Source organism: Vibrio sp. 10N.247.311.49, assembly GCF_041467655.1.
Taxonomy (GTDB): Bacteria; Pseudomonadota; Gammaproteobacteria; order Enterobacterales; family Vibrionaceae; genus Vibrio; species Vibrio crassostreae_C.
On the sequence record NZ_JBFSVA010000014.1, the window covers coordinates 79,198 to 104,004 of the forward strand.

General features: G+C 44.5%; 25 protein-coding genes, 2 pseudogenes and 1 riboswitch. Of the genes and pseudogenes, 20 read left to right on the forward strand and 7 right to left on the reverse strand.

Annotated elements, in window-relative coordinates:
• The first annotated feature begins 145 nt into the window (after positions 1-145).
• A complete protein-coding gene (locus tag AB6E54_RS14690) occupies positions 146-391 on the forward strand; it encodes a hypothetical protein (protein WP_010430578.1) in 246 nt (81 codons plus the stop codon).
• Positions 392-418: 27 nt separating this feature from the next.
• Here the strand turns inward: AB6E54_RS14690 and AB6E54_RS14695 are convergent, their stop codons facing one another.
• The gene (locus AB6E54_RS14695; protein ID WP_102501220.1) at positions 419-616 is read right to left on the reverse strand and encodes a hypothetical protein; all 198 of its coding nucleotides are present in this window, start codon (positions 614-616) and stop codon (positions 419-421) included.
• A 102-nt stretch (positions 617-718) separates the two neighbouring features.
• On the opposite strand from AB6E54_RS14695, the gene AB6E54_RS14700 reads away from it, so the two are divergent.
• The 3 genes from AB6E54_RS14700 to AB6E54_RS14710 all read left to right on the forward strand — a co-directional run bounded on the left by AB6E54_RS14700 (position 719) and on the right by AB6E54_RS14710 (position 3,987).
• The gene (locus AB6E54_RS14700; protein ID WP_029236531.1) at positions 719-1,723 is read left to right on the forward strand and encodes a response regulator; all 1,005 of its coding nucleotides are present in this window, start codon (positions 719-721) and stop codon (positions 1,721-1,723) included.
• Between the two features lies 1 nt (position 1,724).
• Positions 1,725-2,165: a PAS domain-containing protein gene (locus AB6E54_RS14705; RefSeq protein ID WP_017062430.1), complete on the forward strand. Its 441-nt coding sequence runs from the start codon at positions 1,725-1,727 to the stop codon at positions 2,163-2,165.
• Positions 2,166-2,943: 778 nt separating this feature from the next.
• The gene (locus AB6E54_RS14710) at positions 2,944-3,987 is read left to right on the forward strand and encodes a GMP reductase (RefSeq protein ID WP_372106373.1); all 1,044 of its coding nucleotides are present in this window, start codon (positions 2,944-2,946) and stop codon (positions 3,985-3,987) included.
• Between the two features lie 103 nt (positions 3,988-4,090).
• On the opposite strand, the gene AB6E54_RS14715 is transcribed toward AB6E54_RS14710, so the two are convergent.
• Complete coding sequence (locus AB6E54_RS14715) at positions 4,091-4,765, reverse strand: glutathione S-transferase family protein (RefSeq protein ID WP_102333929.1); 675 nt, start codon at positions 4,763-4,765, stop codon at positions 4,091-4,093.
• A 497-nt stretch (positions 4,766-5,262) separates the two neighbouring features.
• On the opposite strand from AB6E54_RS14715, the gene AB6E54_RS14720 reads away from it, so the two are divergent.
• The 10 genes and pseudogenes from AB6E54_RS14720 (at position 5,263) to thiM (ending at position 14,030) form a co-directional block, all read left to right on the forward strand.
• Positions 5,263-6,360, forward strand: a complete 1,098-nt coding sequence (locus tag AB6E54_RS14720; RefSeq protein ID WP_017061919.1) for a YdcF family protein — start codon at positions 5,263-5,265, stop codon at positions 6,358-6,360.
• A gap of 107 nt (positions 6,361-6,467) precedes the next feature.
• A complete protein-coding gene (locus AB6E54_RS14725; RefSeq protein ID WP_004731647.1) occupies positions 6,468-6,719 on the forward strand; it encodes a DUF2999 family protein in 252 nt (83 codons plus the stop codon).
• Between the two features lie 245 nt (positions 6,720-6,964).
• Positions 6,965-7,705 carry a helix-turn-helix domain-containing protein gene (locus tag AB6E54_RS14730; RefSeq protein WP_372106343.1) on the forward strand — a complete coding sequence of 247 codons (741 nt, stop codon included), beginning with the start codon at positions 6,965-6,967 and terminating at the stop codon, positions 7,703-7,705.
• 77 nt (positions 7,706-7,782) lie between these two features.
• Entirely contained in the window at positions 7,783-8,700 is a 918-nt protein-coding gene (locus tag AB6E54_RS14735) for a DMT family transporter (RefSeq protein ID WP_017061917.1), read from the forward strand.
• 98 nt (positions 8,701-8,798) lie between these two features.
• Positions 8,799-8,910: riboswitch (TPP riboswitch) on the forward strand.
• A gap of 98 nt (positions 8,911-9,008) precedes the next feature.
• Positions 9,009-9,893, forward strand: coding sequence for a bifunctional hydroxymethylpyrimidine kinase/phosphomethylpyrimidine kinase (thiD, locus tag AB6E54_RS14740; protein ID WP_017064402.1), 885 nt, complete (start codon positions 9,009-9,011; stop codon positions 9,891-9,893).
• The gene (locus tag AB6E54_RS14745) at positions 9,883-10,641 is read left to right on the forward strand and encodes an ABC transporter ATP-binding protein (RefSeq protein WP_372106345.1); all 759 of its coding nucleotides are present in this window, start codon (positions 9,883-9,885) and stop codon (positions 10,639-10,641) included. The genes thiD and AB6E54_RS14745 overlap by 11 nt, the downstream gene beginning before the upstream one ends.
• A 73-nt stretch (positions 10,642-10,714) precedes the next feature.
• A pseudogene (locus AB6E54_RS14750) lies at positions 10,715-11,449 on the forward strand (ABC transporter permease); the annotation flags it as partial.
• A gap of 120 nt (positions 11,450-11,569) precedes the next feature.
• Positions 11,570-12,526 carry an ABC transporter substrate-binding protein gene (locus AB6E54_RS14755; RefSeq protein WP_372106347.1) on the forward strand — a complete coding sequence of 319 codons (957 nt, stop codon included), beginning with the start codon at positions 11,570-11,572 and terminating at the stop codon, positions 12,524-12,526.
• A gap of 8 nt (positions 12,527-12,534) precedes the next feature.
• Entirely contained in the window at positions 12,535-13,215 is a 681-nt protein-coding gene (tenA, locus tag AB6E54_RS14760; protein WP_076666710.1) for a thiaminase II, read from the forward strand.
• 29 nt (positions 13,216-13,244) lie between these two features.
• Positions 13,245-14,030: a hydroxyethylthiazole kinase gene (gene thiM, locus AB6E54_RS14765; protein ID WP_017064406.1), complete on the forward strand. Its 786-nt coding sequence runs from the start codon at positions 13,245-13,247 to the stop codon at positions 14,028-14,030.
• A gap of 123 nt (positions 14,031-14,153) precedes the next feature.
• Here thiM and AB6E54_RS14770 read toward each other — a convergent pair whose 3' ends face one another.
• Positions 14,154-16,097: a methyl-accepting chemotaxis protein gene (locus AB6E54_RS14770; RefSeq protein WP_372106349.1), complete on the reverse strand. Its 1,944-nt coding sequence runs from the start codon at positions 16,095-16,097 to the stop codon at positions 14,154-14,156.
• Positions 16,098-16,358: 261 nt separating this feature from the next.
• On the opposite strand from AB6E54_RS14770, the gene thiE reads away from it, so the two are divergent.
• Positions 16,359-16,976, forward strand: coding sequence for a thiamine phosphate synthase (gene thiE, locus AB6E54_RS14775; protein WP_171733114.1), 618 nt, complete (start codon positions 16,359-16,361; stop codon positions 16,974-16,976).
• A 100-nt stretch (positions 16,977-17,076) separates the two neighbouring features.
• Here the strand turns inward: thiE and AB6E54_RS14780 are convergent, their stop codons facing one another.
• Together AB6E54_RS14780 and AB6E54_RS14785 are read right to left on the reverse strand one after the other, a co-directional pair.
• The gene (locus AB6E54_RS14780; RefSeq protein ID WP_017064409.1) at positions 17,077-17,421 is read right to left on the reverse strand and encodes a hypothetical protein; all 345 of its coding nucleotides are present in this window, start codon (positions 17,419-17,421) and stop codon (positions 17,077-17,079) included.
• A gap of 421 nt (positions 17,422-17,842) precedes the next feature.
• Positions 17,843-18,745, reverse strand: a complete 903-nt coding sequence (locus AB6E54_RS14785) for a LysR family transcriptional regulator (RefSeq protein WP_372106351.1) — start codon at positions 18,743-18,745, stop codon at positions 17,843-17,845.
• A 138-nt stretch (positions 18,746-18,883) separates the two neighbouring features.
• Here AB6E54_RS14785 and AB6E54_RS14790 point away from each other — a divergent pair, with 138 nt between their 5' ends.
• The 4 genes from AB6E54_RS14790 (at position 18,884) to AB6E54_RS14805 (ending at position 22,590) form a co-directional block, all read left to right on the forward strand.
• Entirely contained in the window at positions 18,884-19,312 is a 429-nt protein-coding gene (locus AB6E54_RS14790; protein ID WP_372106352.1) for a PACE efflux transporter, read from the forward strand.
• Positions 19,313-19,763: 451 nt separating this feature from the next.
• A complete protein-coding gene (locus tag AB6E54_RS14795) occupies positions 19,764-20,828 on the forward strand; it encodes a PAS domain S-box protein (RefSeq protein ID WP_372106354.1) in 1,065 nt (354 codons plus the stop codon).
• 22 nt (positions 20,829-20,850) lie between these two features.
• Positions 20,851-21,930 (forward strand): AI-2E family transporter, encoded by a 1,080-nt coding sequence (locus tag AB6E54_RS14800; protein WP_372106355.1) that lies wholly within the window; start codon positions 20,851-20,853, stop codon positions 21,928-21,930.
• The gene (locus AB6E54_RS14805; protein WP_010430488.1) at positions 21,931-22,590 is read left to right on the forward strand and encodes a potassium channel family protein; all 660 of its coding nucleotides are present in this window, start codon (positions 21,931-21,933) and stop codon (positions 22,588-22,590) included.
• A 101-nt stretch (positions 22,591-22,691) separates the two neighbouring features.
• Here the strand turns inward: AB6E54_RS14805 and AB6E54_RS14810 are convergent.
• Positions 22,692-22,949: pseudogene (locus AB6E54_RS14810) on the reverse strand (hypothetical protein); the annotation flags it as partial.
• A gap of 456 nt (positions 22,950-23,405) precedes the next feature.
• Here AB6E54_RS14810 and AB6E54_RS14815 point away from each other — a divergent pair.
• Positions 23,406-23,999 (forward strand): hypothetical protein, encoded by a 594-nt coding sequence (locus AB6E54_RS14815; protein ID WP_017061898.1) that lies wholly within the window; start codon positions 23,406-23,408, stop codon positions 23,997-23,999.
• Between the two features lie 230 nt (positions 24,000-24,229).
• Here the strand turns inward: AB6E54_RS14815 and AB6E54_RS14820 are convergent, their stop codons facing one another.
• A complete protein-coding gene (locus tag AB6E54_RS14820; protein WP_004731601.1) occupies positions 24,230-24,439 on the reverse strand; it encodes a hypothetical protein in 210 nt (69 codons plus the stop codon).
• Positions 24,440-24,807 lie beyond the last annotated feature (368 nt).

Consider the following 24,807-nt stretch of genomic DNA (forward strand, 5'->3'; position numbering starts at 1 on the left):
CTGACCGAGAACTATCAATTACCAACAATGACCTATAAGCCCTAAATTGCGTACTTCGTAATTTAGACCTTGGTCTTACAGAAACCGAGCTAAAAGGTGACTAGAATGATTTGAGTTGCTCACCGTTTTATCAAGGAATACACAAATGGAAGTTGGATTGTTCTGGGCTGAAAAAGGAATGTTAGTGCTTGGCGCACTGTTTGTTTTGACGAGCATGATGCAGTACGGAAGACGCAGTAGCGATTGGAAAGGCGTGATTACGATGTTCTACAAGCGTATCCCAATGAACATCGCCGAATACAAATGGTATCGCCTGGGGATCGCGTTGTTGGTATTTGCTGTGATCATACGTTTCGCATTACTGATTTTATGGCCTTCATATCAGTTCTAGCTATTCACATTACGTCTCTTATCATGGCTACATAAAGCCGATAAATGAATGAGCAAACCGAGCCTTAATAAACTCACTTATTAAGGCTACCATTTCATAAACTAGCTCTATTGTTCTATCAAAAAGTGCTATTACTCTATAATGATGAACGGTTATTACCTTTGTAGCATATTGTTTTTCATGAAGAATAATGCCAGATAATAGCTCACCTGCTTGTTCCATCATTCTTACTAATAATCTACACATAAATTCATTCACCCCGTACCTGATATTATAATGTTCTGTTACACTCGTCCGAATTAGCTTTAATTTGTCGGTGATGCATTTATGTCGTTCCCAGTTCTTATATGTGATGATTCTGCGTTAGCAAGGAAGCAGATGGCTCGATCACTGCCTAGTTCTCTAAATGCAGATATAACTTTTGCTGTTCATGGGCTTAATGCACTTGAAGAGCTCGCTAAAAACCAATTCAAATTGATGTTCCTCGACCTAACCATGCCGGAATTAGACGGCTATGGCACATTGGAAGAGATGCAACGTTTAGGCGATACCACGCCAGTTGTCGTTGTTTCTGGTGACATACAACCAAAAGCACAACAGAAGGTGCTGGATCTTGGCGCCAAAGCATTTTTGCAAAAGCCGATCGATAAAGAAGCGCTAAAAGCCATTTTACGTGAGCATGTCGAGCCGCCAAAACAACCTCAAATCATTACCCCAACCGCTTTAGAACTGCCAATACTTCGCAGACGCGATATCTATATGGAAGTCGCGAACGTAGCGATAGGCCGTGCCGCTGATGCACTGGCTCGTCACTTTAATGTGTTTGTTCACCTACCGCTGCCGAACGTGAACATCTTCGAAGTGAGTGAATTGCACATGGCACTTCGTGACCTAGCGGATAACGACCAAGTGTCGGGTGTTTGCCAAGGCTTTAGTGGAGAAGGCATTGCAGGTGAAGCGCTAGTTTTGTTGAGTGATTCCAGTGTGAGCGATCTTAAGAAGCTCATGAAGGTGCCAACAGAAAGCGAGCAGCTAGAAGAATTAGAGTTGTTGATGGATGTATCGAACATCTTAGTCGGCTCTTTCTTGAATGGGTTAGGGGAGCAATCAGAAGTTCGTTTCTTTCAGAGCTCTCCTGTGCTGCTAGGTCAACACATCTCGATTGATTCGGTGATTGAAAATACCAGCGGCTCATTTAAAAAGACCATGACGTTCGAAGTCAGCTACAACATCGACGGCACGTCCATCCGTTGTGACCTTCTATTTATGTTTGTTGATGAGTCTCTGCCTCTTCTAGATAACAAATTGGCCTACCTAATGGAGGAGTTTTAATATGTTGAATCTTCCTGCTGAATTTGAACAGTTCCACTGGATGGTAGACATGGTTCAAAACGTCGATATGGGGCTGGTGGTCATTAACCGTGACTTTCAGGTACAAGTTTGGAATGGCTTCATGACGCACCATAGCGGTAAGCAATCGCATGATGCGATCGGTAAGTCGATCTTTGAGTTATTCCCTGAAATTCCTGAAGAGTGGTTTAGGCTTAAAACAAAACCGGTTTATGACCTAGGCTGCCGTAGCTTCATAACGTGGCAACAAAGGCCTTATCTGTTTAAGTGCCGCAACGTGAGGCCAGTAACTCAGCAAGCCGACTTTATGTATCAGAACGTCACGCTTAACCCGATGCGTTCTCCAACTGGGCAAGTGACATCCTTGTTCTTGTCGATTCAAGATGCGACTGCTGAAGCTCTGATGTCTCAGAAAAAGGCTTGACGTACCTTAAGGTGAAAATTGAATCGCCTTATAAGAGCACTCTGAAAACCAAATAAAAATGGCCAAGGTTAATCCCCTTGGCCATTTTTGTATCTGATCCTGTAGTAATGAGTTCGAACTAAAGAAAGGCGTTCCGTGTTCGTTAACTTTAGTCGAGTTGTTGTTAGGCTCTATCAACAGCGGCTTGTATCCGCTGGGTTCTCATAAATAAGCGCATCTAACCTGCCATATTTTGTGGACTTTACCCCGCTCATCCAAGTTTCGAACGTGCTAATCGATCTTGCCTTTGTACTTTATAAATTTCAGGGCTAATGAAAGAGGGCTGAGATCGGCACTCGAAGCGAAAAAAGTCAGAAAAAAATGAAATTATTTAAGAAAAAACGCATTTTTTGATTCAAGAAAAGTGTGATTTTTATGTGATTAAAGGGCACTTTTTTCACAAATTTGCCTTATCGAAGATTTTTTCCCCGAATTTGCAAGGGAAACGTTTGCGCAATAAACCGACAGCGTTTGCGTGAATATGTTGTTAAGTTATTAATTACTATGAATTTAGTAGGAAATGACGGGCGGGAAGCTTTTACCAGATATGGAATCTTTGAGAGGATAGCACAAAAAAAAATGAAATATCAGACTTGCTGTTAGTAAATCACAGCCTATAATGCTGAAAACCGGAGCGTCTGCCAACGCTCCGGTTTTTTTGTGTCCGAAACTCAGTAAAGCGTCTGCCAACGCTTACCGAAAACGCACGACACGTAATATGATTACAGGACAAATTATCATGCGTATCGAACAAGAACTTAAGTTAGGTTTCAAAGATGTACTCTTCCGTCCGAAGCGTTCTACCCTTAAAAGCCGTTCTCAAGTTGAATTAACCCGCGATTTTACATTCAAGCATAGCGGTCGTCAATGGTCTGGTACTCCAGTAATTGCAGCGAACATGGATTCGGTAGCAAGCTTTGAAATGGCAGCTGCTCTAGCAGAGCACGGTGTTATGACTGCAGTACACAAGCACTACACAGTAGAGCAGTGGGCTGAGTTCGCAAAAACAGCAGACAAGAAAACGCTGAACAACGTATTTGTTTCAACAGGTACTTCTGAAGCTGAGTTTGAGAAAACTAAGCAAATCATGGCGCTTAGCGACGAATTCGTATTTATCTGTATTGATATCGCTAACGGCTACTCAGAGCACCTAGTTGAGTATGTACAAAAAGTACGTGCTGAATTCCCGACTAAAGTTATCTCTGCTGGTAACGTTGTAACGGGTGACATGGTTGAAGAGCTAATCCTAGCTGGCGCAGACATCGTTAAGGTTGGTATCGGCCCTGGTTCTGTTTGTACTACACGTGTTAAAACAGGCGTAGGTTACCCTCAACTTTCTGCAATCATCGAGTGTGGCGACGCAGCACACGGCCTTGGCGGCATGATCATCGGTGACGGTGGCTGTTCATGTGCGGGTGACGTATCTAAAGCGTTCGGCGGCGGTGCTGACTTCGTAATGCTAGGCGGCATGCTAGCAGGTCACTCTGAGTCAGGCGGTGAAGTTGTAGAGCAAGACGGTAAGCAATACATGAAGTTCTACGGCATGTCATCTCAGTCGGCTATGGACAAGCACTCAGGTGGTGTTGCTAAGTACCGTGCTGCGGAAGGTAAAACTGTTTTACTTCCATACCGTGGCTCTGTTCACAACACAATTTCTGACATCCTTGGTGGTGTACGTTCAACTTGTACATACGTAGGTGCAGCAAAGCTTAAAGAGCTAACTAAGCGTACTACTTTCATCCGTGTACAAGAGCAAGAGAACAACGTATTCGGTAAAGAGTAATCTGAACGAGTTCGAATAGTTTGAAGATCAAGAGCCGCTTTTTAGCGGCTCTTTATGTTTGAGTTTTAGCTATCACTCAGTAGAGCATTAACTCTCAATTTTTCTACTTCGCATAATTCGAAGGAAACAGTGCTCGTTTCGCTTCTTCATCACGTTCAGTTTTAAATTCAATGCCTTTGCCGATTTCGCGAGCACGCAGTGCAGCAGGGCGAGTGTTGATTGCGTTAAACCAGCGCTTCAAGTTCGGGTAAGGTTCTAAGCCTTCTTCACCAAGCACGACAGGTGCTTTATCAATCCAGCCCCATGCAGCGACATCGACAATCGTGTACTCATTTCCGACGATAAACTCACGACCTTCCATATGCTTCTCTAACACTTCGTAGTGACGTTGTGCTTCACGTAGGTATCGGTTCACAGCGTAGTCTAAGCCTGCTGGTGCAGCATGGCGGAAGTGTACCGATTGGCCTGAATATGGACCAAGGCCACTCGCGATAAACATCATCCAAGAGAGTAGTTCAGCTCTGTCTTCTGGCTGACCGCCAAGCTTGCCTGTTTTCTCTGAGAGATACAGAAGGATAGCGTTAGAGTCGAATACACGTTGTCCTTCATCTTCAATCGCAGGCGTTTTGCCATTTGGATTGATTAAACGATATTCCGGTGAATGCTGCTCACCCTTTAAGGTATCGACAGGAACAAGTTCAAAATCTAGGCCTGTCTCTTCCAAAAACAGAGCGATCTTCATTGGGTTTGGTGTTTGGTGAAAATAGAACTTAAGCATGGGGTAACTCCTTGTATTGGTCATTTATTAAAGCACCACTTGAACGATCGTTCAATGGTTGATTTTGAATTATTTGAAGATCTTCTGACTCGCATTCCAACTCTATGTGTTGAAGACCTCGTTATTTGAGCGAGGGGTAAAATCGCGCGATTCAGTGTGTTGGATTTTAAGTTGTTGAAAAAATGAGCTTAAAGTGGTTTTTTTGATTCGTTGCTTTATGCGGAGTTCGGATTTGTGATGGGTGGTTTTTGGCGGGATAGGGCGTATGAAATCCGCAGTCAGATATTCCAACAAAAACGTTGAGCACTGGTTCAAACCAGAATTATCTGGATGCACAGGCTTATTGGTAAGTTCAAAATCGTGATCTGCTGCCACACCTTATGCAACAAATGAATATAAACGTTAGAGATTAAGGTGTGCTTCACGGTTTTTTAATCTTAGGGACTTACATTGGTGAGCAAATCTGATGTGAACACTTAACGACACAGGATCTTTTCATGAAAAAGAACATTATCGCCCTCGCTCTTGGTGGCATGCTGGCTTTTGGCGCAACACCTTATTCTTTTGCTGCTAACGACGGCGCAGTACAGGCTTCTGCGGATTACGCGCAGTTGGTGACTAAGCGACAAGTTGTCGACCAATTACTTCTTGATGCGTTGCAGGCGTTTAAGTCTCCGGCAAGAATTTCTCACGCGGGCTTTACGGCTAAAATGCCAAGCAACATGGAAATTGTGACTAACCGATTGTTAGAAGCTTACCAACTAGAACCTTACCGTACTGATTTGCTTATCTCGGCAGCGAACGCTCAGATCTACAACAAGAATGCAGAGCGCGCTATTGAGCTGTTTGAACAAGCGCTGACGGTTGCACCAGACGATGTTGATCTTCATGCTTACCTTGCGGTTTGGCAGCGATTTGAAGGCAATGAAAGTGAATCCAATAAGCACATGGAGAAACTGGAAAGCCTGAACAAAGGTAAAGCAGAAGACATCAAACGCATTTTTGCTACGGTCGACCGCGTGTTAGAAACACCGTTGAAAGAGTCTGCGGATAAAGGCTTGCTTGATCATCATGGCGCGATTGTCACTTTGGGCTATGCGCTTAATCCAGACGGCTCTATGCATCAAATTTTGATTGAGCGTCTTGAGACAACGTTGGCGATGGCTAAGGCGAACTCAGATGCGATGATCGTGTTAACGGGTGGCGTGCCCAAGAACCACAAGACTGAAGGTAAGTTAATGGCGGATTGGCTTATCGAGAAAGGGGTAAGCAAAGATCGCATCATCGAAGAGAATTACGCGACCAGCACGGTAGGCAATGCCTTATTCAGTAGCTACGCACTTGCTCGCCATGATATTAAGCACGCGACCATTATTAGCTCGGCAAGCCATGTTCGTCGTGGTCAAACTCTGTTTGAAATCGCTAGCTGGCAAACCGGCCCTCAGGGCATTACTTTTGATACGGTTTCTTACCCAGACAAGCCACTCGCAGATCTTAAGAAGGCGAGTGATGGTGAGCTACTAGGTATCTACCGAGATGCGCTTAGAACCTATGGTATGTGGAGCTACCGCTCTTACCCATTAGAGTCTCGCTAGGCTTAGGGTTACTTCACAGTAGGCAAAGTATAAGTTGCTAGTACAATCGAGCACAGCTAGATGGTATGCTGTGCTCCTACTTAATTTAGTGTTTCAAAGGCAAAAAAATGAACCCGATTTTAGCAATGTTGAAAGAGAACAATATTAGCGACGAGCAGATCAGCGAGCTATTCAAGACGTTGACCGAGAACCCTCTTGCAGCAATGGCGACGATCAGCCAACTTGGCTTACCACAAGATAAACTTCAAATGCTGATGGGCCAGGTAATGCAAAACCCTGCGCTAATCAAAGAAGCAGTTGAAGAGCTTGGCCTAGATTTTTCTAAGGTTGAAGCCGCTAAAGAGCAACTTCAAAAATAATAGAGTCTGAATGAGCGATTTTGTTAGGAAGTGATAGCCGATTCGGTTAACTGTTCTTGAGATTGCGAATTAGACTTGAGTAAAAAGCCGTTTGAGTATCAATACTTAAACGGCTTTTTTGATCCGACTTAGAAAGGCTAGAAAGAGATACGACAAAAATACTAGTCCGATGTGACTCCCTCGCTTAAATCATGTAATTTCTTTTTAACACTCATGTTTCAATAAACTGAATTCCGGCGTTGCTCATGAAATCTAGCTTAAGTATTCGATCTTACACCAAGCAATTTAATACTCATGCCCATGATGGCTACCATCAACTCGTGCTGCCTATTCAAGGGAGTATTAGTATTGAAATGGTGGGATATGTCGGCAAGGTGGCCGTGGGCGAATGCGTGGTGATTCCGGTAACCACAGCGCATGCGTTTAAGGCGGATGAAGCAGCGCGGTTTATTGTCGCAGATATGGCAGAGTTACCGCAGCACTTGTTAGAGCATGAGCTCTCGGTGTTTACTATCACGCCACCCTTAATGAGCTTCTTGCTGTTTGTTGAAAAGCAGTTGGAATACCAAGTGGACAGTGGCATTGAATCATCCATCTTGGATGTGTTTTCACTGTTATTAGAGCAACAAAAAGTCAGCAAGAGCATCGACCCTCGTATTCGAGCGGTCCAAAGGCTCATTGCGGATAATTACGCCCAGCCTCTCTCTATTTCTCAGCTTGCAGAAACGGCTTGCTTGAGCCCCACTCAATTTAAGAAGCGCTTTAAAGAGTGCATTGGAATCAGTGCGCTTAAGTACATCACTCGCTATCGTATGGAGAAAGCTCAAGCCTTGCTTAGCCATACCGATTTACCCGTTCAATTGGTCGCAGAAAATGTGGGTTATAGTGACTTGTCTGCATTCAGTCGACGCTTCTCTCAGCACTTTGGCGTGTCTCCAAGGGCGTTTTTGGGCTCGATGAAAGAGAGTCTTCCAAAACAAGAATAGCGTCCTTTTGGCAAACTCAACTTAGTATATGTTCACTATTATCTATTTCAGAAATGAAAATAGACTAGGTAATAGAAATGAATCTTGCCATCAATCGCGTTAACGAATTCCAAACGGGCACTTTAGCCATCGTGTTTGCTTCTGTTTTATGGGGCACGACAGGCACCGCCGCAAGCTTTGCGCCTGATCTCAGCCCATTAGCGATTGGTGCTTTTTCAATGGGCGTCGGCGGCTTAATGCAAGCAGTCTTGGCGTATCGAAAGATCTTATCTTCACTTGATAAGCTTTTGCTCAACAAAAAGTTGTTAGCGGCGAGTGCGCTGGCTTTGGCGATCTATCCTCTGGCTTTTTACTCTTCGATGAAGTTATCGGGTGTCGCAATGGGCACAGTGGTGTCGATAGCTACTGCTCCTTTCTTTTCTGCACTTTTAGAGTGTCTTATTAGCAAAAAGAATAATATCAACAAACGTTGGTTAACGAGCTTTGCCATTGGCGTGGTTGGTATTGGGCTACTGGTATTTTCAGAATCATCATCAGCGAATGATTCTGGTGACGATCTGAAGCTTTTGGGCATTGGATTAGGGTTGATTGCTGGGTTGTGTTACGCCATTTATTCATGGGCGACAAAAGCTCTGATAGACGAAGGCATTAAGTCGCAAGCAGCGATGGGCAGCATATTTGGGCTAGGAGCGATGTTGCTACTGCCAACGCTTTGGTTTACGGGGGATAACTTGTTCGCATCGAATACCAATATATTGGTGGTGAGTTACTTGGTGTTACTTCCTCAATGTTTAGGCTATATCGCTTTCAGTTTTGGGCTACGCCATGTCACAGCGAGTAGCGCCAACTTGATTACCTTACTTGAGCCAGTCGTTGCCGCCGTGTTGGCCGTGTGTATTGTGGGTGAGCTTATTCCATTGGTTGGATGGCTAGGTATGTTCTTGATAGTGATGTGTTTATTCATCCAATCTCAGCCAACTAAAAAGCCATTATAAGTATTTTTTAAAACGGGATTAATTGAATTAAATTCATGCGTGATTCTTATAATTGAATAAAATGAGTATCTCAGTTGCGAGAGTGCTGTTACTATCGTTATCAATAGTCGGGGGGCATATACCTTAGTTGGTGTTTGCTGAGATCGTTATTCGAGACCCGTTGAACCTGATTCAGTTAACACTGGCGTAGGGAACTATGATTACTTTGCCTACGTGGTTCAACAATGATCTCTCATTGCTTTCACCTCCACTCTCTCTTTGCGGCCAAAGTTCGGTTCTCTTACGTCTTTTAGACAGTAGGAGCGACCATGACACAGCATTCCAATTCTCAAGTATCACCTAACAGCACTCAAACACCAGAAAACCAATCTTCTTCGATCAATACTCCGATTGTTTTGACCATTGCGGGTTCTGACAGTGGTGGTGGCGCGGGCATTCAAGCTGATATTAAAGCCATGTCTGCAACGGGTAGCTTCGCTTGTTCGGTAATTACCGCGATTACATCTCAGAACACCCAAGGCGTGTCCGCTATATTTCCAATCCCACTAGAGCATGTCGCTAGTCAGTTAGATGCAGTGTTTACCGATTTGAATATCGTGGCGGTAAAAGTCGGCATGTTGGCGGATTCGCAAATCATCAAAGTCGTCGCGGACAAAATCAAACAATACCAACCTAAACACCTAGTGATTGACCCTGTCATGGTGGCGACAAGTGGCGACCTTCTTTTAGAAAACTCGGCGATCACCACGCTAAAACAAGAACTGATTCCGCTCGCAGACATCATTACGCCTAACTTGCCGGAAGGCGCAGCACTAACGGGCAAAGCTGTGCCTGAAAGCGAAGCCGAAATGCAGGACATGATTGAAGACCTGCGTGCTTTAGGTGCTAAAGCAGTCCTGCTAAAAGGCGGTCACTTGGAGAAAGATGAAAACAGTAACGATTTACTGATTCTGCCAACCACGTCTGCTTTGATTAGTGCGAAGCGTTTTCCTACCAAAAACACCCACGGTACGGGTTGTACGCTTTCATCTGCTATTGCTTCTTTCTTAGCGCAAGGCAACACGCTGTCAGAGGCTGTTGAGCTAGGCAAACAATACATTTCGCGCGCGATTGCTCATGCTGATGAGTTGCAAGTCGGCCAAGGTCATGGGCCCGTAAATCACTTCTTCGCTGGGCACGGGAATGTCCGTTAATACGGTGGGTGTTCAGCTGAGCAATGCCTCTTTACGTTATAACGACAGTGAGCACGCAACCTTGTCTGGGTTGTCGCTTAGCTTAAGCGCAGGTAAGTGGACGGTATTGCTAGGTCGAAGTGGCTGCGGGAAAACCACGGTATTGCGTTATCTGGCAGGCTTGTTGGACGACAAGGTGGAGTGGCAGGGAACATTGACAACCTCTGATGAATTGCCTTTAACGGATCGCATCGCTTACATGGCGCAGCAGGATTTGTTACTGCCGTGGCTGTCGGTTATCGACAATGTATGTCTGAGTCATTGTTTTCAAAATTCAGCTTCTGACAAAGCAGTGCAAACCAATCAAGCACTCGAGTTGCTCGCTGCGGTTGGTTTGGCTGATTATGCGAATGCGATGCCGGATCAGTTGTCTGGTGGTATGCGTCAACGTGTCGCTTTGGCTCGAACTTTAATGCAAGACAAGCCAGTGGTGCTGATGGATGAGCCGTTCTCTGCGCTGGATGCGGTAACGAGACACAAACTACAGAGCTTAGCGTGTGAGCTGTTGAGAGATAAAACCGTTGTGTTGATCACCCATGACCCACAAGAAGCGGTGCGTTTGGCGGACAATTTGTATGTGTTGCAAGGCACACCGGCGAACGCTCAGTCTTTATCTGTGCCTCTCACTGCCACACCAAGAGTGTTAGATGGTGAATGTGCTGAGTTACAACAAGCGATCTTAGATCAGTTGGAGCGTGATTATGAATGATCTAACGCGAAGCGAAACTGTGGCTCATTCAACTAACGCACAGACTACCACTGCACGCCCTCGTCAGATGAATCCTGTTGTTCGTTTGCTTATCAGCAGTGCTGTGATTCTCGGTTTATGGCAGTTAGTTGTGGTTGTCTTCGAGATGCCGATCTTCATTTTGCCAGCGCCTGCAGAAGTCTTTTTAAAGCTGATTGAACGTTACGATGTGTTACTCAAACACACATGGGTGACTGCGCAAGAGGTCCTACTTGGCTTGTTACTCGGATTGTCTATGGGGCTATTTTTCGCTCTGCAGATGTTGATGTTTGATCCGTTAAAACGTTGGTTATTGCCTATCTTAATTGCCAGCCAAGCTATCCCTGTATTTGCGATCGCGCCAGTATTGATGCTGTGGCTTGGTTATGGCATCGCCTCAAAAGTGGTGATGGCGGCGATCATTATCTTCTTCCCAGTAACCACTTGTTGTTACGACGGTCTGCGCAATACACCGACAGGCTATCTCGATCTTGCCAAAACGATGGGTGCATCGAAATGGCAACTGCTCCGCCATATCCAACTTCCTGCTGCACTGCCAACCTTAGCGTCTGGCATTCGTGTAGCGGTGGTGATTGCGCCAATAGGTGCCGTAGTCGGGGAATGGGTTGGTTCGAGTGAAGGGTTAGGTTACCTAATGCTGCAGGCCAACGCGCGCATGATCATTGATGAGATGTTTGCTGCCTTGTTCATCTTGGCGGTGCTGTCTATCTCGCTCTACTTCATCATAGACAAGTTACTCAAAAAAGCTATCCCTTGGGAGAACCAGTAATGGCTTGCTCAATAACACTTTGTTTAATAAGGCTTCGCTCAACGCTATTTATCTCAACAATAGCTCGTTAAAAATGAGCTCTATAAACACAATAATAATATTCAAAAGGAAAGGTTAACTATGAAAAATACCAAATTGGTAGGTGCAGTGGCACTGCTTGCTTCGTTAGTTTCAGGTCATGCTCTAGCGGACTCTGAACAAAAGAAACTGACATTGATGTTGGATTGGTTTGTAAACCCGAACCACGGCCCGATTGTGATTGCTCAAGAGCGTGGTTACTTTGCTGACCAAGGCTTAGAGGTTGAAATCCAAGAACCAGCAGACCCAAGCACGCCAGCAAAATTGGTCGCGGCAGGTAAGGTCGATTTAGCGGTAACTTACCAACCAAGTTTAACCATAGATGTGGCAGCGGGTCTTCCTTTAGTTCGTGCATCAACCCTTATCGCGACGCCACTGAACACACTAATGGTACTGGATAACGGCAAGAACGATTCGCTAGCGGATCTGAAAGGCAAGAAGATCGGTATTGCGATTGCGGGTAACGAAGAAGCGACTATCGGCACTATGTTAGCGCAAGAAAATGTTGCATTTACAGATGTGCAAACCATCAATGTCGGTTGGGCACTTTCATCTTCATTGGCATCGGGCAAGGTAGACGCAATCTGGGGTGGCTTACGGAACTTCGAAACCAACCAGTTAGCACTTGAAGGTTTTAAAGCGAAAGCATTCTTCCCAGAAGAGCACGGCGTACCCGCTTACGACGAGCTTATCTTTGTTGCGAACGCAAAGAAACACGATGATGAAGCGATCAAAGCGTTCAACAAAGCATTGGAACAAGCAACGACTTACATTGTGAACCACCCCCAAGAGTCATGGAGTGAGTTTGTGGCGTATTCACCAGATACGTTGAATAACGAGCTTAACCAACGCGCATGGAACGACACGCTGACTCGTTTTGCACTTCGTCCTTCTGCTGTAGATATGAAGCGTTACGACGATTACGCACAGTTCATGTTTGACAAAGGCATTATCAAATCACTACCGAAAGCCGCTGACTACGTACCGACTTTTGACTAAGGAATCTCATGAAATACCAAGACTTAATCCAAGCCTGTCAACAAGATTGGCAAGACTACACCGAGCATGATTTTGTTAAAACGCTGGCAAACGGCACACTCGCTCAGCCGTGTTTTCTGCATTACTTGAAGCAAGATTTTCTGTTTTTAAAGCAGTATGCCCGCGCTTATGCATTGGCAATTTACAAGGCTAAAACCTTGGCTGATATGCGTCGTGCACTGCCAAGTGTTCATGCGTTGCTAGATTCTGAAATCTCTCACCATGTGACTTACTGTGGTCAGTGGGGTTTAACCGAATCGGATTTAGAAAACGAACCTGAAGATTTCGGCACTGTTGCCTACACGCGCTACGTTCTAGATGCGGGTATGACGGGTGATCTTGTCGACTTATATGCGGCACTGGCTCCGTGTTCAATCGGTTATGCCGTGATTGGTAAAGCGCTGTTAGAAAGCAGTGATACTGTTTTGGAAGGCAACCCATACGCAAGCTGGCTGCAACTATACGGCGGAGAAGAGTTCCAATCTGGCGTAGCAACGGGCGCGGAATACTTCAATCAGTTGCTTGCTGAAATTGATATCAACAGCGAACGCGGTCAGAACATCGTTCATATCTTCAAAACCGCAACGCGTATGGAAGTGGCTTTTTGGCAGCAAGGGCTGAACGCTCTTGATGATTCAACAGCGGCTTAAAAGCGACTTTCACGAATAAGGATTTACCCATGCTTACTGAACAAATTATTCAATCGCTACGCGCAGTACGAGAGCAAAAACCACTGGTTGTGAACATCACTAACTATGTAGTGATGAACAACACGGCCAACGCGTTATTGGCGATTGGCGCTTCGCCTATTATGGCGCACTCGCAACAAGAACTGGCAGAGATGATGTCTTTCTCTGGTGCTTTGGTGATTAACATCGGCACGCTCGACAGTGTTTGGACGCCAAGAATGTGTTTTGCTGTTGAGCAAGCGAACGCGAACAACAAGGTTGTGGTTCTTGACCCTGTGGGTTGTGGGGCAAGTACGTTGCGTACCGAGACTTCTCGTGAAATTGCACGCTTAGCCGATAAGTTGATCATTCGTGGTAACGCGTCTGAGATTATCGCGTTAGCGGGCGAACAAGCGCAGAGCAAAGGCGTTGATGCGCTTGATAGCAGTGATGCTGCGTTAGGTGCTGCACAGTGCTTAGTGGCTGAATACGGTGCAAATGTGGTGATATCTGGTGAGACAGATTACGTTGTCACCAAAGACAGCGTGGTGACGTTAAACAATGGACACCAAATGATGCCGTATGTGACGGGTATGGGGTGTACTTTAACTGCATTGACGGGTGCTTTCGCGGCTGTTGGTGATGATAGTGGTTTAGCTGCAGCAGCGGTATTAGGCGTGGTTGGTGAAATCGCGGCTGAAAACTCTCGCGGCCCAGGTAGCTTGCAAATTAACTTGCTTGATGAGTTGTATCAGTTAGACGAAGAGACTCTGATTCAACGCTTGAAGATTCAGTAGGGCTAATCTAACTCTAAGCCACAAGTTAGAGTTAGATTAACTTAAAAAAGCCCCCGACACTTATGTGTAGGGGGCTTTTTATTACTGGTTTGGAACTGTGTCAGCTGTGTATAGACTGGCTGGCTAGGTTCTAAATCGGTTAACTTGGCTCTCTAGGTGATGAGCAACCTCGGTTAAGTCGCTCGCTGCACCTGAAATGCTGCTTACCGACTCTTGGTTGCTTTGAGCAATAGTGTTTGCACCTTGCGCGTTTTCACCCAGTGATTTGGTAAGACGATCCTGCTCATCAACCGACACCGCGATTTGGCTGTTGGCTTGGTTCAGATCTTGGATGTGTTGATTAATCACATGTAAGTTCTGAGAAGCTTGCTGCGCCTGCGTTGAAGCGTCTGAAACCGTGCTGTGGCTCTCTTTGATAGACTCTAACGCATCTTTAGCGCCACGTTGTAGTGAGGTGATGAGCTCATCAATCTGGCTAGCAGAGTCTTGGGTACGTTTAGCGAGCGTTCTTACTTCATCGGCTACTACTGCAAATCCGCGACCTTGTTCACCTGCGCGCGCAGCTTCAATAGCCGCATTCAATGCCAACAGGTTGGTCTGCTCAGAAACGCCTTTGATTACTTCAAGAATGGCACCAATGTTCATCGACTCTTTATGTAGGTCGGTCACTTTTTGGCTGCTTACCTGCATGCTTTCATCGGCGCTACCAATTTCATGCAGTGTCTTATCTACTTCTTTCAGTCCCATCGCCACATTCTCGGTGGCTTGGTTGGCAACTTGAGACGCGTGGTTAGCACTTGCCGCAATTTCTGATGTGCTGGAAGCTAATTGATCAACGGCAGAAGAGATATTGATCATTTCACTGTTCAATTGTGTTGCGTTGGTCGAGCTGTTATTTGTCACTTGATTGAGTGACTCCGACATCTCACCAATACGCACGCTAGAACGGTTCACTTGGCCAACAATATCGCGCAGAGATTCAATGGTGATCTCCATATTAGTCAGCAGTTCGCCAATCTCATTTTTGCTCTCAATGTTCACTTCCACATTCAGGTTGCCCTGAGAAAGCTCGTTGGTGATCTGTTTAACCTGTGCAATGCCTTTGGTAATAGAACGAGTCACTAATACGGCGCTCGTCATACCAATAACTAAAACCACACCCGTCAGCAATATGATGATTTGAATCGAACGCTTTTCACTGGCTTGCAGTACTGGCGTGAGCGCTTGTTTCTGTTGCTCGAGAATACTTTGAGCATCCGCGACTGCAATCGCTAAGCTGTCACCAATAGAGGCGAGGGTAGCGGTTCTTTGCGTGTTCTCAATCATCTGTTGATGAACTTGCTCAAAGCCTTTCGCGTACGCTTCCCGTTGGTTAGAGAAATCTTCAATCAATTCACTTTGATAAGGAGATGATTTAAGAGATTCAATATCGCCCTCGATACCTGGCAGAGCATATTCAAAGATGTCTTTACCGGCTTCGTAGGTTTTGAGGTCGTTGTTGTTCGAGTAACTCAGTACAGTGATCTTGGCGGCGAGGAAGTTCTCCATCAACATGCCCGCATATAAGCTCGCGTTTGGATCATTGTTATTGTAAGACTCATACAATAAGCTCTGAGCCGCTTTCAGTGCGTTGGTTTCTCGTGTGACCATCTCCACGTTCACTAACTGGTCAATGAGCAGTTGGCTCTGTTTCATTGATCCATAAGCCGCATCAAAAGCTGCAACGCTGTCTTGCACTAATTGCAGGCTCGACAAGCTATCAGTATTGGTGGTGGTTTGGATTAAGTTGTTCAGCAGTTCATCAATCGCAAGTTTGCTCGATTGATAATTCGCTTCGTATTGATCATCCAATGACTCTAAGTAACGTTCAGAAGCTAAACGCATCTGAAGAAAGTGCACTTGAATGTTGCCTGACAATGTCGCCTTGTGGCTGAGGTCACTGTACTGGCTAAAGCCGTTCGACAAGGTTTGAATACCTTTGTAACTCACAAGGCCTGAAATGACGAAAAAGAGCAAGCAGATGGCATAACCCAGCTTGATCTTGAGCGCTATAGAAAGGTGGCGCATAACTATCCCTATATTTACCTGATTCCTTCATAGGGGAGTATTTCATAAAACAGCATTCTGGGCATGCTAAAGCGAATAGTTTGTGTAATAAGTAACGCTTTTGTTAGAAAAATCGGGTTTTTCGACATGCTTTCAACGAGTTGCGTATTTGAATTCAACCGCCTAACTTAAGGAATTAAGTGCTAACTTCCATGCATAGGATGTGATTTGTCGGTAAAATGGCAGAAAACCAATTTTAGAAATCGACTTCAAAGGTACGCGATGAACCCTTATAAACTTTATCTGGTGACTGACGACCAACAAGATCTAGAAACGCTTAAATTCGTGGTTGAACAAGCGGTTGCTGGTGGCGTCACTATGGTTCAAGTAAGAGAAAAACATGGGGACGTAAGAGCCTTCATTGAACGAGCACAAGCGGTTAAGTCGATTCTGGCTGGCTCAGGTGTTCCGCTGATCATCAATGACCGAGTGGACGTAGCATTGGCTGTCGACGCCGATGGTTTACATCTGGGTCAATCGGATATGCCTGCAGAGTTAGCACGTAAGCTGATTGGTTCAGACAAGATTCTTGGGTTATCAATTGAAACTGAACAGCAGCTACAACAAGCAGATAGTTTGCCGATCGATTACATTGGTCTCAGTGCGATTTTTGCCACACCGACTAAGACGAATCTAAAGAAACATTGGGGTTATGAAGGCATTCAAATGGCTTTGAAAACAACGAAATTGCCGATTGTTGGTATCGGTGGAATCAACGAATCGAACATTCCGCAGTTGGTTAACACAGGTATTCATGGATTAGCCTTGGTATCAGCGATATGTCACGCAGAAGACCCGAAACAAGCGACCCAAGATTTGTTGTTTTTGATGGGAGAGTGAGTTTGTGGTGGCTAGAAAACAAATGAGACTCGTCATTTGTTTTCTAGTTAGAGCGCATTAAAGCGCTCGATGCAGTAGCCAGTAAAATTTGTGGTCTAACTTACTGAATACACAGAGCAACCGTGCCGATGACCATAAGAACGATCGCAGCGTACCAACCGTATTGTGCTGTTTTATCAGCAACAAACACCTTAATGTAGTTGATCTCTTCATGCGCCATTGCGATGAAGTCCGTGTAGTTAATCGATAACTCACGGCTAGCTTCTTTCAGGTCTTGTTGAAGCTTGTTGAAAGACTCATCGATGAAGCCCTTTGTTTCCGAAGCAGACGGAGTAGCAGTTAACGCAAGGCTATTCCAAACCGCCATACGCGATTCATATTCGCTTTCACTGACACAATTAAGTACGCGTAAATCATACTCTCGTTTGTTACGCTCTTTACCCATTTTCTCAGGGCAAATATTTCTTAAAACGTTCACGACAAATTTTCCAAAAGGTTCATTTAGATATAAAAAAGCACTCAAAGAGCGCTCATAAACTGGGTGCGAATTAATATTCAAAAAGTGATCTATTTGAAACCGATATAAGCAACGGCAAGGCTGAGCGCTTATCTGGGAGATTTGAAGTTGGGTCAGTGGTGTTAAAGAACGATTTGGGTCTGTCTATATTCGTTTGAAAAGACAAACCCGTTGGGATCGCATAGTAGTTATGTCACTTTGGGACATCAACTAGGGTGTTTTATCCACACGACAAAGATATTTATCGGCAAGATAAGCAGAAATGAGGTAGCGGTGGTGTGTTCCATGCCGATATTGAATCTCAATTGACGATGTTTTGAAAATGGAGATGTTTTGTAAACAGGGGAGGCTAGTTGGCTTGCCATTGATTGTACTGCAGTGAGTGCCCCTTAAGCTGCTCAATAAGGCTGGTGAGAACTGGGCCGTTGATGTGGCTGCGAGACACCAAACATCCCACTGGAGTAATCCAACCACCATGCTCGTGCGAAACAGGCAACGCCACAAGGTCGCCTTTTTGAATGCCTTCCATCACCATCATCTCGGGCACATTAGCCCAACCCACGTTCTGTTCAACGAGATCAACAATGGTCTTGTGGTTGTTCGCATACCAAAGCATCGAGCTAATACCGTAGGTGAACCACAATTCGCGCTGCTTTGAACTGCGATGTACACATTGGCGATAACGTTTGAGGTCTGAGTCTTGTACGACCGACATTTGGCTGAGTTCGTGAGTGGTAGAGCTAACGGTAAGGAAACGCGCTTGGCCCAGCAAAAAGAAATCCATATCCACCTTAAGTTCGCCGTCCGCGTAGATGATGCCAATCTGTGCTTTTCCGCGTCTTACTAGGTCTTCAACATCAAAGGTTGAGGTGGTAATGATATCGAAGTGTGTGATCGGGAATTGATCGGCGAGTGAGCTGATTATCTTAATGAAGTTCTTATCTATGATGCTTTCATCAACCGCAATGATCAGTTCGTGCTCATCTTCTTGTGTGAGCGATTCTACTTTTTGGTCGAAGTACTTTTGTTGGTCGAGAATCGACTTAGCGACAGGTAATAATGCTTTACCTGTGTTGGTCAAAACGGGGATGTTTTTCTCTCGATTAAACAGCTCTTGGTCGATGGCAATTTCTAGGTTGGCGATCGACTGGCTGACTCCAGACTGAGCGCGTTTCAGTTTGCGAGCGGCGGCAGAGAAAGAGCCACTTTCACACACAGTGACGAAGACTTTTAATTGCTCAAAACTGTACATGTTATCTCTCGCTCAATACCAAAGGGAGTAATAACTCCTAGGCTATCACTATTCGTGATGGCTGTTAACTTTCTCTTATTATTTCAGGTGACATAATCTCGACCAATCCAACACGTAATAGATTATTTAGAGGAATGTATGAGTACGTTAGAAAGAGTGTTCCACTCTGTGTTATTTGAAGTATTGGCCGTCACACTATCAATTATAGGCTTAGCGATATTTACCGATCATGATGTGAATGCCTTATCAGAAACCATGATAGTTGTTGCGACCATCGCGATGATTTGGAACTACTGTTTTAACCGTATTTTTGATCGTTATTTCACGGGGGAAAAATCAAAGCGTTCGCTTAAGTTACGTGTTTTTCATGTCGTGCTATTTGAGGCTGGCTTGTTGATAGCGACAATCCCTGTGATGGCATACTTACTTAACGTGGGGTTATGGAAGGCATTTTTGATGGACATCGGCGTGACCATTTTTATTACCATTTACGCGTTTGTGTTTAATCTGATTTATGACCATGTTCGAGCATTCTGGGTACGCAGAGGGGAGCTAGCCGTTCAGTAATCTACCAAGTCAGTAAACACGAGCTTGGCCACTAACCGTTAGTTTATTCGTTATTTTGACGGAGATATTCGGTTAGTAGGCCTAGGTAACCCGGCACTGGTTGGCATTCAAAGTGGCGGTCTCGAATCTTTTCAATCTCTTCCGCTTAATAGTTAGTGTAACCCTATGCACTTATTGTTCGATATGTAATTTGAATTTGTATGTGTCGTAAAATGGTAAATATCTTAATTAAAACTTAGCCATCATAGTCATTCGCCCATCACCAGAGCAAACTATGAACAAGTTAAGTTATGACCGAAAAATGCCGCTATACGTGGTGTCTGCACTTGTCCTCAATATGGCATTTAGCTTGTAGTTGCTGAGTATTGCTTCTACGCCAGCCATGTTTTTTTCGGTGTGTGCGTTGTTTTTACTTAGCACTCTTATTACCGCACGCCTTTATCGACATGAAATGGCTCAAAGCAAGAATAACTTGTCGGAAGCGATCATTGATGGTGTCGCAGGTTTTATTGTCCTCGATAGTCAATTGAGGGTCATACAAGTGAATCAACAATTCTCTCGGGTTTCAGGTTATGCCTTTGACCAAGTCGAATCTCGTCCGATTTCTGATCTCTGTTTTATGAATAACAGCAGCCTAATCACGACCATTACTCGCTCACTGAAGGAAAACCAGAGATGGAAAGGTGAGTTGAGTGGCGTCAGTCGACTTGGTGAGCAGTTTACCGTAAACGTTGTGGTGGAAAAGCTAACTGAAATTCTGCCGCACAATAACAAGTACGTGGTGACCTTTACGGATATTAGCCGACGCAAGATATTGGAGCGTCGATTAAGAATGCTGGTGGAAACGGATTCACTGACAGGGTGCTGGAATCGACGCCGCTTTGATAACGACTTAAAACATTATTCTAACCTGGCAGAGCGTTATGGTTACACACATTCCTGTTTTGCGTTAGTGCATGTATTTTTCCCTGAGCCAAAATCGGCGTTCTCAGGCTTCGCTGCTGCGCCACTCGAAAAGAAACAGCGTTGGTATGCGGCCTTTAGGGCGATGATTATCTCCTATCCAGTGGTGTGCTTTTTCTTTATTTTTCAAATATCTGAAGCTTTACTGACAATGATGTTCATTGCGTTGTTATCGTTGATGATTACGTCAGAGAAGTCGATAAAGTTGAGCGCTTTTTTGGTGATAAGTAACGGTATCGGGGGATTGCTGGCGATTGCTGCTTTTTCAATTCTTTCTATAGTACCCAACATTGTCTTCTATTCTTTGTTTATAGGACTTATTGCCATTCTTATGGCTACCAAGATCTACACGGTTCCCGAAAAAGCACCTATTTTCGCCACTGCATTTAGTACGTTGCTCGTACTGGTTGGTAGCACGTTGATGAGCTCCGGTGACATCGATAGCAACACTCTTATACGCATATTCCAATTGGTGTTAATTGGCATATATATGATTTTGGCTTCTCTATTCCTAGAAACACGGAATTGGAAGTTTCTACAAAATCAGCCTTAATTTTGTCTAACAAGGACGTCTTATGAAGTTAACCGATGATTTTTCAAAACAGGCGATAGACGCTGCCATCAAGATCGCAGCGATTGCCATGCTCGTGTATTGGTGTTTTTCGATTTTGCGCCCATTCATTCTTCTGGTGATATGGGGTGCGATCATTGCGACTGCGTTGTATCCAGTGGCGGTCGCAATTTCAAATAAAACCGGGATGTCGAAAGGTAAAGCCAGTGCATTGCTGAGCTTTATTGGTGTGATTCTTCTATTTATTCCTTTGGCGGCGCTTTCTTCTGGTATCTACACCAGCGCGACTGACCTGATGACAGGGCTTCAAGATGGCACATTGTCATTGCCTAAACCGAAAGAGTCCTTACAAGATATTCCATTCATAGGTGAGAAGGTTTATTCAACCTTGGTTGCCGCCTCCAACAATATTGAAGGCACTTTCATAAAGTATGCGGATGAACTTAAACAGTTTGCGACGAAAGCGGCTTCTGTTCTTGGCTCCTTAGGTGGCGGCTTTATTCAGTTCATCATCTCTACCATCATTGCGGGTGCATTCATGAGTAATGCCGATAAATGCAAAACCGGCGTGACTCACTTAGTGGCGCGTTTAACGGGCGGTAAAGGTGAAGAGTTGGTAGAGCTCTCTAAATCGACCGTGCGAAGCGTTGTGCAAGGTGTGATTGGTGTGGCTGTGATTCAATCCATGATGTCGGCAATCGGTTTGGTGATTGCAGGCGTTCCAGCAGCTGCGTTTTGGGCGCTAGCTGTGCTGCTCATTGCGATAATCCAACTTCCACCGATTCTCGCTCTATTACCGGCGATCATCTACATGTTCAGCGTTGAATCGACACTGGCGGCGAGCTTGTTCTTAGTGTGGTGTATTTTGGTGAGCGGCAGTGACGCTATCTTAAAGCCAGTATTGCTGAGCCGTGGCTCTCACATTCCAATGTTGGTAATTCTATTGGGTGCACTGGGCGGAATGGCGATGTCAGGCATCGTCGGTCTGTTTGTCGGTGCTGTGATACTGAGTTTAAGCTATGAGCTGATGATGGCGTGGCTTGGACTTGAAGATAAAGGCGAAGAAGACCAAGAGGCAAAGTAAATGAAACCAGTTTCGAAAGACGACAACTTCTACTTCTTGTTTTATGCACTGTTGGTGTTGTTTTTTGGTTGTGCTGTGATGCAGCAGTTCTATCCGCAAGGACAGAAAACAATACTATTTATTATCATTATTACTTTGGCGAGTTCAATTGTTGGTATTCATAAAGAGCGAGCTTTGTATCGCTCTTGGTATGGGATGTTGTTGATCACGGCCTTGGTGTCTGGTGTGTTTTCATTTTTGGAAGGCTATAACTTATCGGTAGTAACGTTATCGGCGTTGGCTGTGTTCTTGTTTTCACACATTTACTCTGCGTTAAAGCAAGTGATGAAAGCAAAAACGGTAACCCCTAATCACATCATCGGCTCTATCTGTATTTACTTACTGTTGGGGTTTGCTTGGTCGACTATCTATTTGTTGATTCTAGAAATCTTTCCTAACGCCTTTAATGGGTTAGAAGAGCAAATTTGGCTAACAAACTTGTTCAATGCAATGTACTTTAGTTTCATTACGTTGACCACGGTTGGCTACGGTGATATATCACCGGCTTTGCCTATTGCTCAGTTCTTTGTGTTTATGGAATCCATTATTGGCAGTTTCTACTTGGCCATCATGGTGGCGAGCTTGGTGAGTATTCGGCTTGCTCAATCTCAATCCCAATAAAGGACACACAAAGAAGCTCGGTAATTGCCGGGCTTCTTCTATCGTATGAGCTTCAAAATATGTATGGGCTTTGAGCTTTAATTTTGTGTGGCCTAGGAATCTTAGGCCTCAGTGCCTTGTATCTTTTCTAGCTTTTCGATAGTCGTTTGCGACACGATCTGACCATCCATATAGTAGCTAACGTTTTGACCATCTTTGATTCCGGTAAGCGTTCCTGTTTCACCAGAGGTATAGACGATATCCATTTGAACCGTGTTTTTGTCGATCTTAATCATCGCACCCGTTTCAATCGTGCGATTGTTTGAGATTGGGCCGACAGGAGCTTCTTTGAGGCTTGGGTCTAGGCCGTCGTTCAGTTTTGAAAGGGAGGTTGTGGCAATACCAACGGTTACTTCATGATATAGGTGTAAGTTTTTACTGCAAGCCAACGTAAAAGGCGAAAGATAAGGGTAGTGGCTTTAAAAGCAAACTTGGCGATTGAGGTCATCGCTTCAGCCGCAATGCTCAAGCATTTATGCAAATCGGATTCTTTGTATTCTGAATAGGTCATCTGTTTTCTCATTTCTCGCGCTTGTCTTTCATATGTAAGTAACGACTCCTGTCTGGCGATATCCCCTGAGCGCGTAATGTACGAACTTTCGCCGATAGAGATTTACCATTTTATGCCAAGTGGGTTAATAACTAGCCAAAAGAGAAAGGGCTGAGAGAATTTAACGGCATAGCGAGGTGTAACTGATCAAGTTACCGAAAAAACGAGGGTAATAATGGTATGATCGCGGGCTCAGCACCATAAGTGATAAAGAATAGGAAACAGAATGACTCACCTTACCGAACAGCAAGAAGCTGCAATGGCGACGTTTAAGGAAAACTTACACCTTCCAAACGGTGGTTTTCATAAACTGATTATCGAGCTAAGTAAGGAGTATCAGTTGCCTTTCCAAAAGGTGCGTGCGGTTTTAAAGAAAGCTCAAAAAGACGTTGAACGACAAATACGAGAAGACTTTACCAGCGTTGATGACACAGTACTGAGCCAAGCGAATTGGGTAAACATCATTAAGTCGAAGCTTGTTGACTTAGCGGAAGAAAACCAAACGGTCATGGATAAGCTGCAACAAAACCTGAAGTATCAAAAAGTGTTGTCGGCAACCGAGGGTTCAATCGCAAGCGAAGACGAACGTGACGAGTTGATTGAAGAGTTGATTCAAGCTTATGAGAAAGAGGTGTTCAAACCGTTACTGGCGATGTTGCATACAACGAAGCTGTATTGGAAGTTAATGCTGGTGGATGAGACATGTAAGATGAATGAGGAGAATCGTGAGAAGTTCAGTGATTACCCTCAACACATGCAAGCTGCAGAACACTTATATACTCTTGATCAGAAGTTAAGGTCGATGCCGTTAACTTATTAGTCCATGAATGCACTGATAATGACTCAATGGTGATTTAGAGTTTGATATAAGTTGGTTTCAATAGAAGTACGATAACCTAGCTAGCGTTAGCCGCGTGTGAAATGCAAAAAGGGCTAGGTTTCAGATCTGTTTTACTTCTACTCTATTTTGTTCTGCTAGAGCGAATTGAGGGTGACATCTTTTACATCTTTGGGACTAGATGGTGTTTCTTTTGTAGCCTTTGGGAAATGCTATAGGAGTGTGAAATGTCCTAGGGTGTTTCCGTTGCCTGAAACGATAGTTCCGATGCTTTCTCGTTCATTAAATTCAAAGTCGATGAGATAGCTGTGATGTTGTAGCTTGGGCAATATGTGGCGGTGGAGTATATCGCTATTGAGCTGTCGAATCTCGGTGACCCATGAAATCTCTTCTTTGTGTAAATCTATTTTAATCTTGAGCATTTATTACCTTTTAGTTTATTGACTGTTTTTTCGCGTGATAGTTGGTACCAATGGGTTTGTCGTGTTGTTCTGCGTGACATAACTGTGCCTTGTGTTTATTACATTTGTATTTAAGTGCTCGATCTATTCTGACTTCGCTGACAAAAGAGCAAATGACGATAGATCGGTAGTAGGATCGAATTTAAAAGCTATTGAATGACTATCTGGGTGAAAGCTGACGCAGAGATGGTGTAACGAGGGAATCGAGAACTGTCTATGTGGAACTTGGACTTACTTTAGCATTAACAGCTCTATAGATTAGAGCCAGGTGGCGAACTATACGCCTAGTTTTCAAAATTACAACCCTATTTTCAATTAAATTCAAAAAT

Coding starts and splice junctions, on each gene's coding strand:
- AB6E54_RS14785 (WP_372106351.1), bottom strand. CDS start 18,745: ATGTACAGTTTTGAGCAATTAAAAGTCTTCGTCACTGTGTGTGAAAGT.
- AB6E54_RS14715 (WP_102333929.1), bottom strand. CDS start 4,765: ATGCTTAAGTTCTATTTTCACCAAACACCAAACCCAATGAAGATCGCT.
- AB6E54_RS14735 (WP_017061917.1), top strand. CDS start 7,783: ATGAATCTTGCCATCAATCGCGTTAACGAATTCCAAACGGGCACTTTA.
- AB6E54_RS14815 (WP_017061898.1), top strand. CDS start 23,406: ATGACTCACCTTACCGAACAGCAAGAAGCTGCAATGGCGACGTTTAAG.
- AB6E54_RS14700 (WP_029236531.1), top strand. CDS start 719: ATGTCGTTCCCAGTTCTTATATGTGATGATTCTGCGTTAGCAAGGAAG.
- AB6E54_RS14690 (WP_010430578.1), top strand. CDS start 146: ATGGAAGTTGGATTGTTCTGGGCTGAAAAAGGAATGTTAGTGCTTGGC.
- thiE (WP_171733114.1), top strand. CDS start 16,359: ATGAACCCTTATAAACTTTATCTGGTGACTGACGACCAACAAGATCTA.
- AB6E54_RS14770 (WP_372106349.1), bottom strand. CDS start 16,097: ATGCGCCACCTTTCTATAGCGCTCAAGATCAAGCTGGGTTATGCCATC.
- AB6E54_RS14695 (WP_102501220.1), bottom strand. CDS start 616: ATGATGGAACAAGCAGGTGAGCTATTATCTGGCATTATTCTTCATGAA.
- AB6E54_RS14800 (WP_372106355.1), top strand. CDS start 20,851: ATGAAGTTAACCGATGATTTTTCAAAACAGGCGATAGACGCTGCCATC.
- AB6E54_RS14795 (WP_372106354.1), top strand. CDS start 19,764: ATGGCTCAAAGCAAGAATAACTTGTCGGAAGCGATCATTGATGGTGTC.
- AB6E54_RS14780 (WP_017064409.1), bottom strand. CDS start 17,421: ATGGGTAAAGAGCGTAACAAACGAGAGTATGATTTACGCGTACTTAAT.
- AB6E54_RS14710 (WP_372106373.1), top strand. CDS start 2,944: ATGCGTATCGAACAAGAACTTAAGTTAGGTTTCAAAGATGTACTCTTC.
- AB6E54_RS14820 (WP_004731601.1), bottom strand. CDS start 24,439: ATGCTCAAGATTAAAATAGATTTACACAAAGAAGAGATTTCATGGGTC.
- AB6E54_RS14745 (WP_372106345.1), top strand. CDS start 9,883: ATGTCCGTTAATACGGTGGGTGTTCAGCTGAGCAATGCCTCTTTACGT.
- thiM (WP_017064406.1), top strand. CDS start 13,245: ATGCTTACTGAACAAATTATTCAATCGCTACGCGCAGTACGAGAGCAA.
- AB6E54_RS14705 (WP_017062430.1), top strand. CDS start 1,725: ATGTTGAATCTTCCTGCTGAATTTGAACAGTTCCACTGGATGGTAGAC.
- tenA (WP_076666710.1), top strand. CDS start 12,535: ATGAAATACCAAGACTTAATCCAAGCCTGTCAACAAGATTGGCAAGAC.
- AB6E54_RS14725 (WP_004731647.1), top strand. CDS start 6,468: ATGAACCCGATTTTAGCAATGTTGAAAGAGAACAATATTAGCGACGAG.
- AB6E54_RS14730 (WP_372106343.1), top strand. CDS start 6,965: ATGAAATCTAGCTTAAGTATTCGATCTTACACCAAGCAATTTAATACT.
- AB6E54_RS14805 (WP_010430488.1), top strand. CDS start 21,931: ATGAAACCAGTTTCGAAAGACGACAACTTCTACTTCTTGTTTTATGCA.
- thiD (WP_017064402.1), top strand. CDS start 9,009: ATGACACAGCATTCCAATTCTCAAGTATCACCTAACAGCACTCAAACA.
- AB6E54_RS14790 (WP_372106352.1), top strand. CDS start 18,884: ATGAGTACGTTAGAAAGAGTGTTCCACTCTGTGTTATTTGAAGTATTG.
- AB6E54_RS14755 (WP_372106347.1), top strand. CDS start 11,570: ATGAAAAATACCAAATTGGTAGGTGCAGTGGCACTGCTTGCTTCGTTA.
- AB6E54_RS14720 (WP_017061919.1), top strand. CDS start 5,263: ATGAAAAAGAACATTATCGCCCTCGCTCTTGGTGGCATGCTGGCTTTT.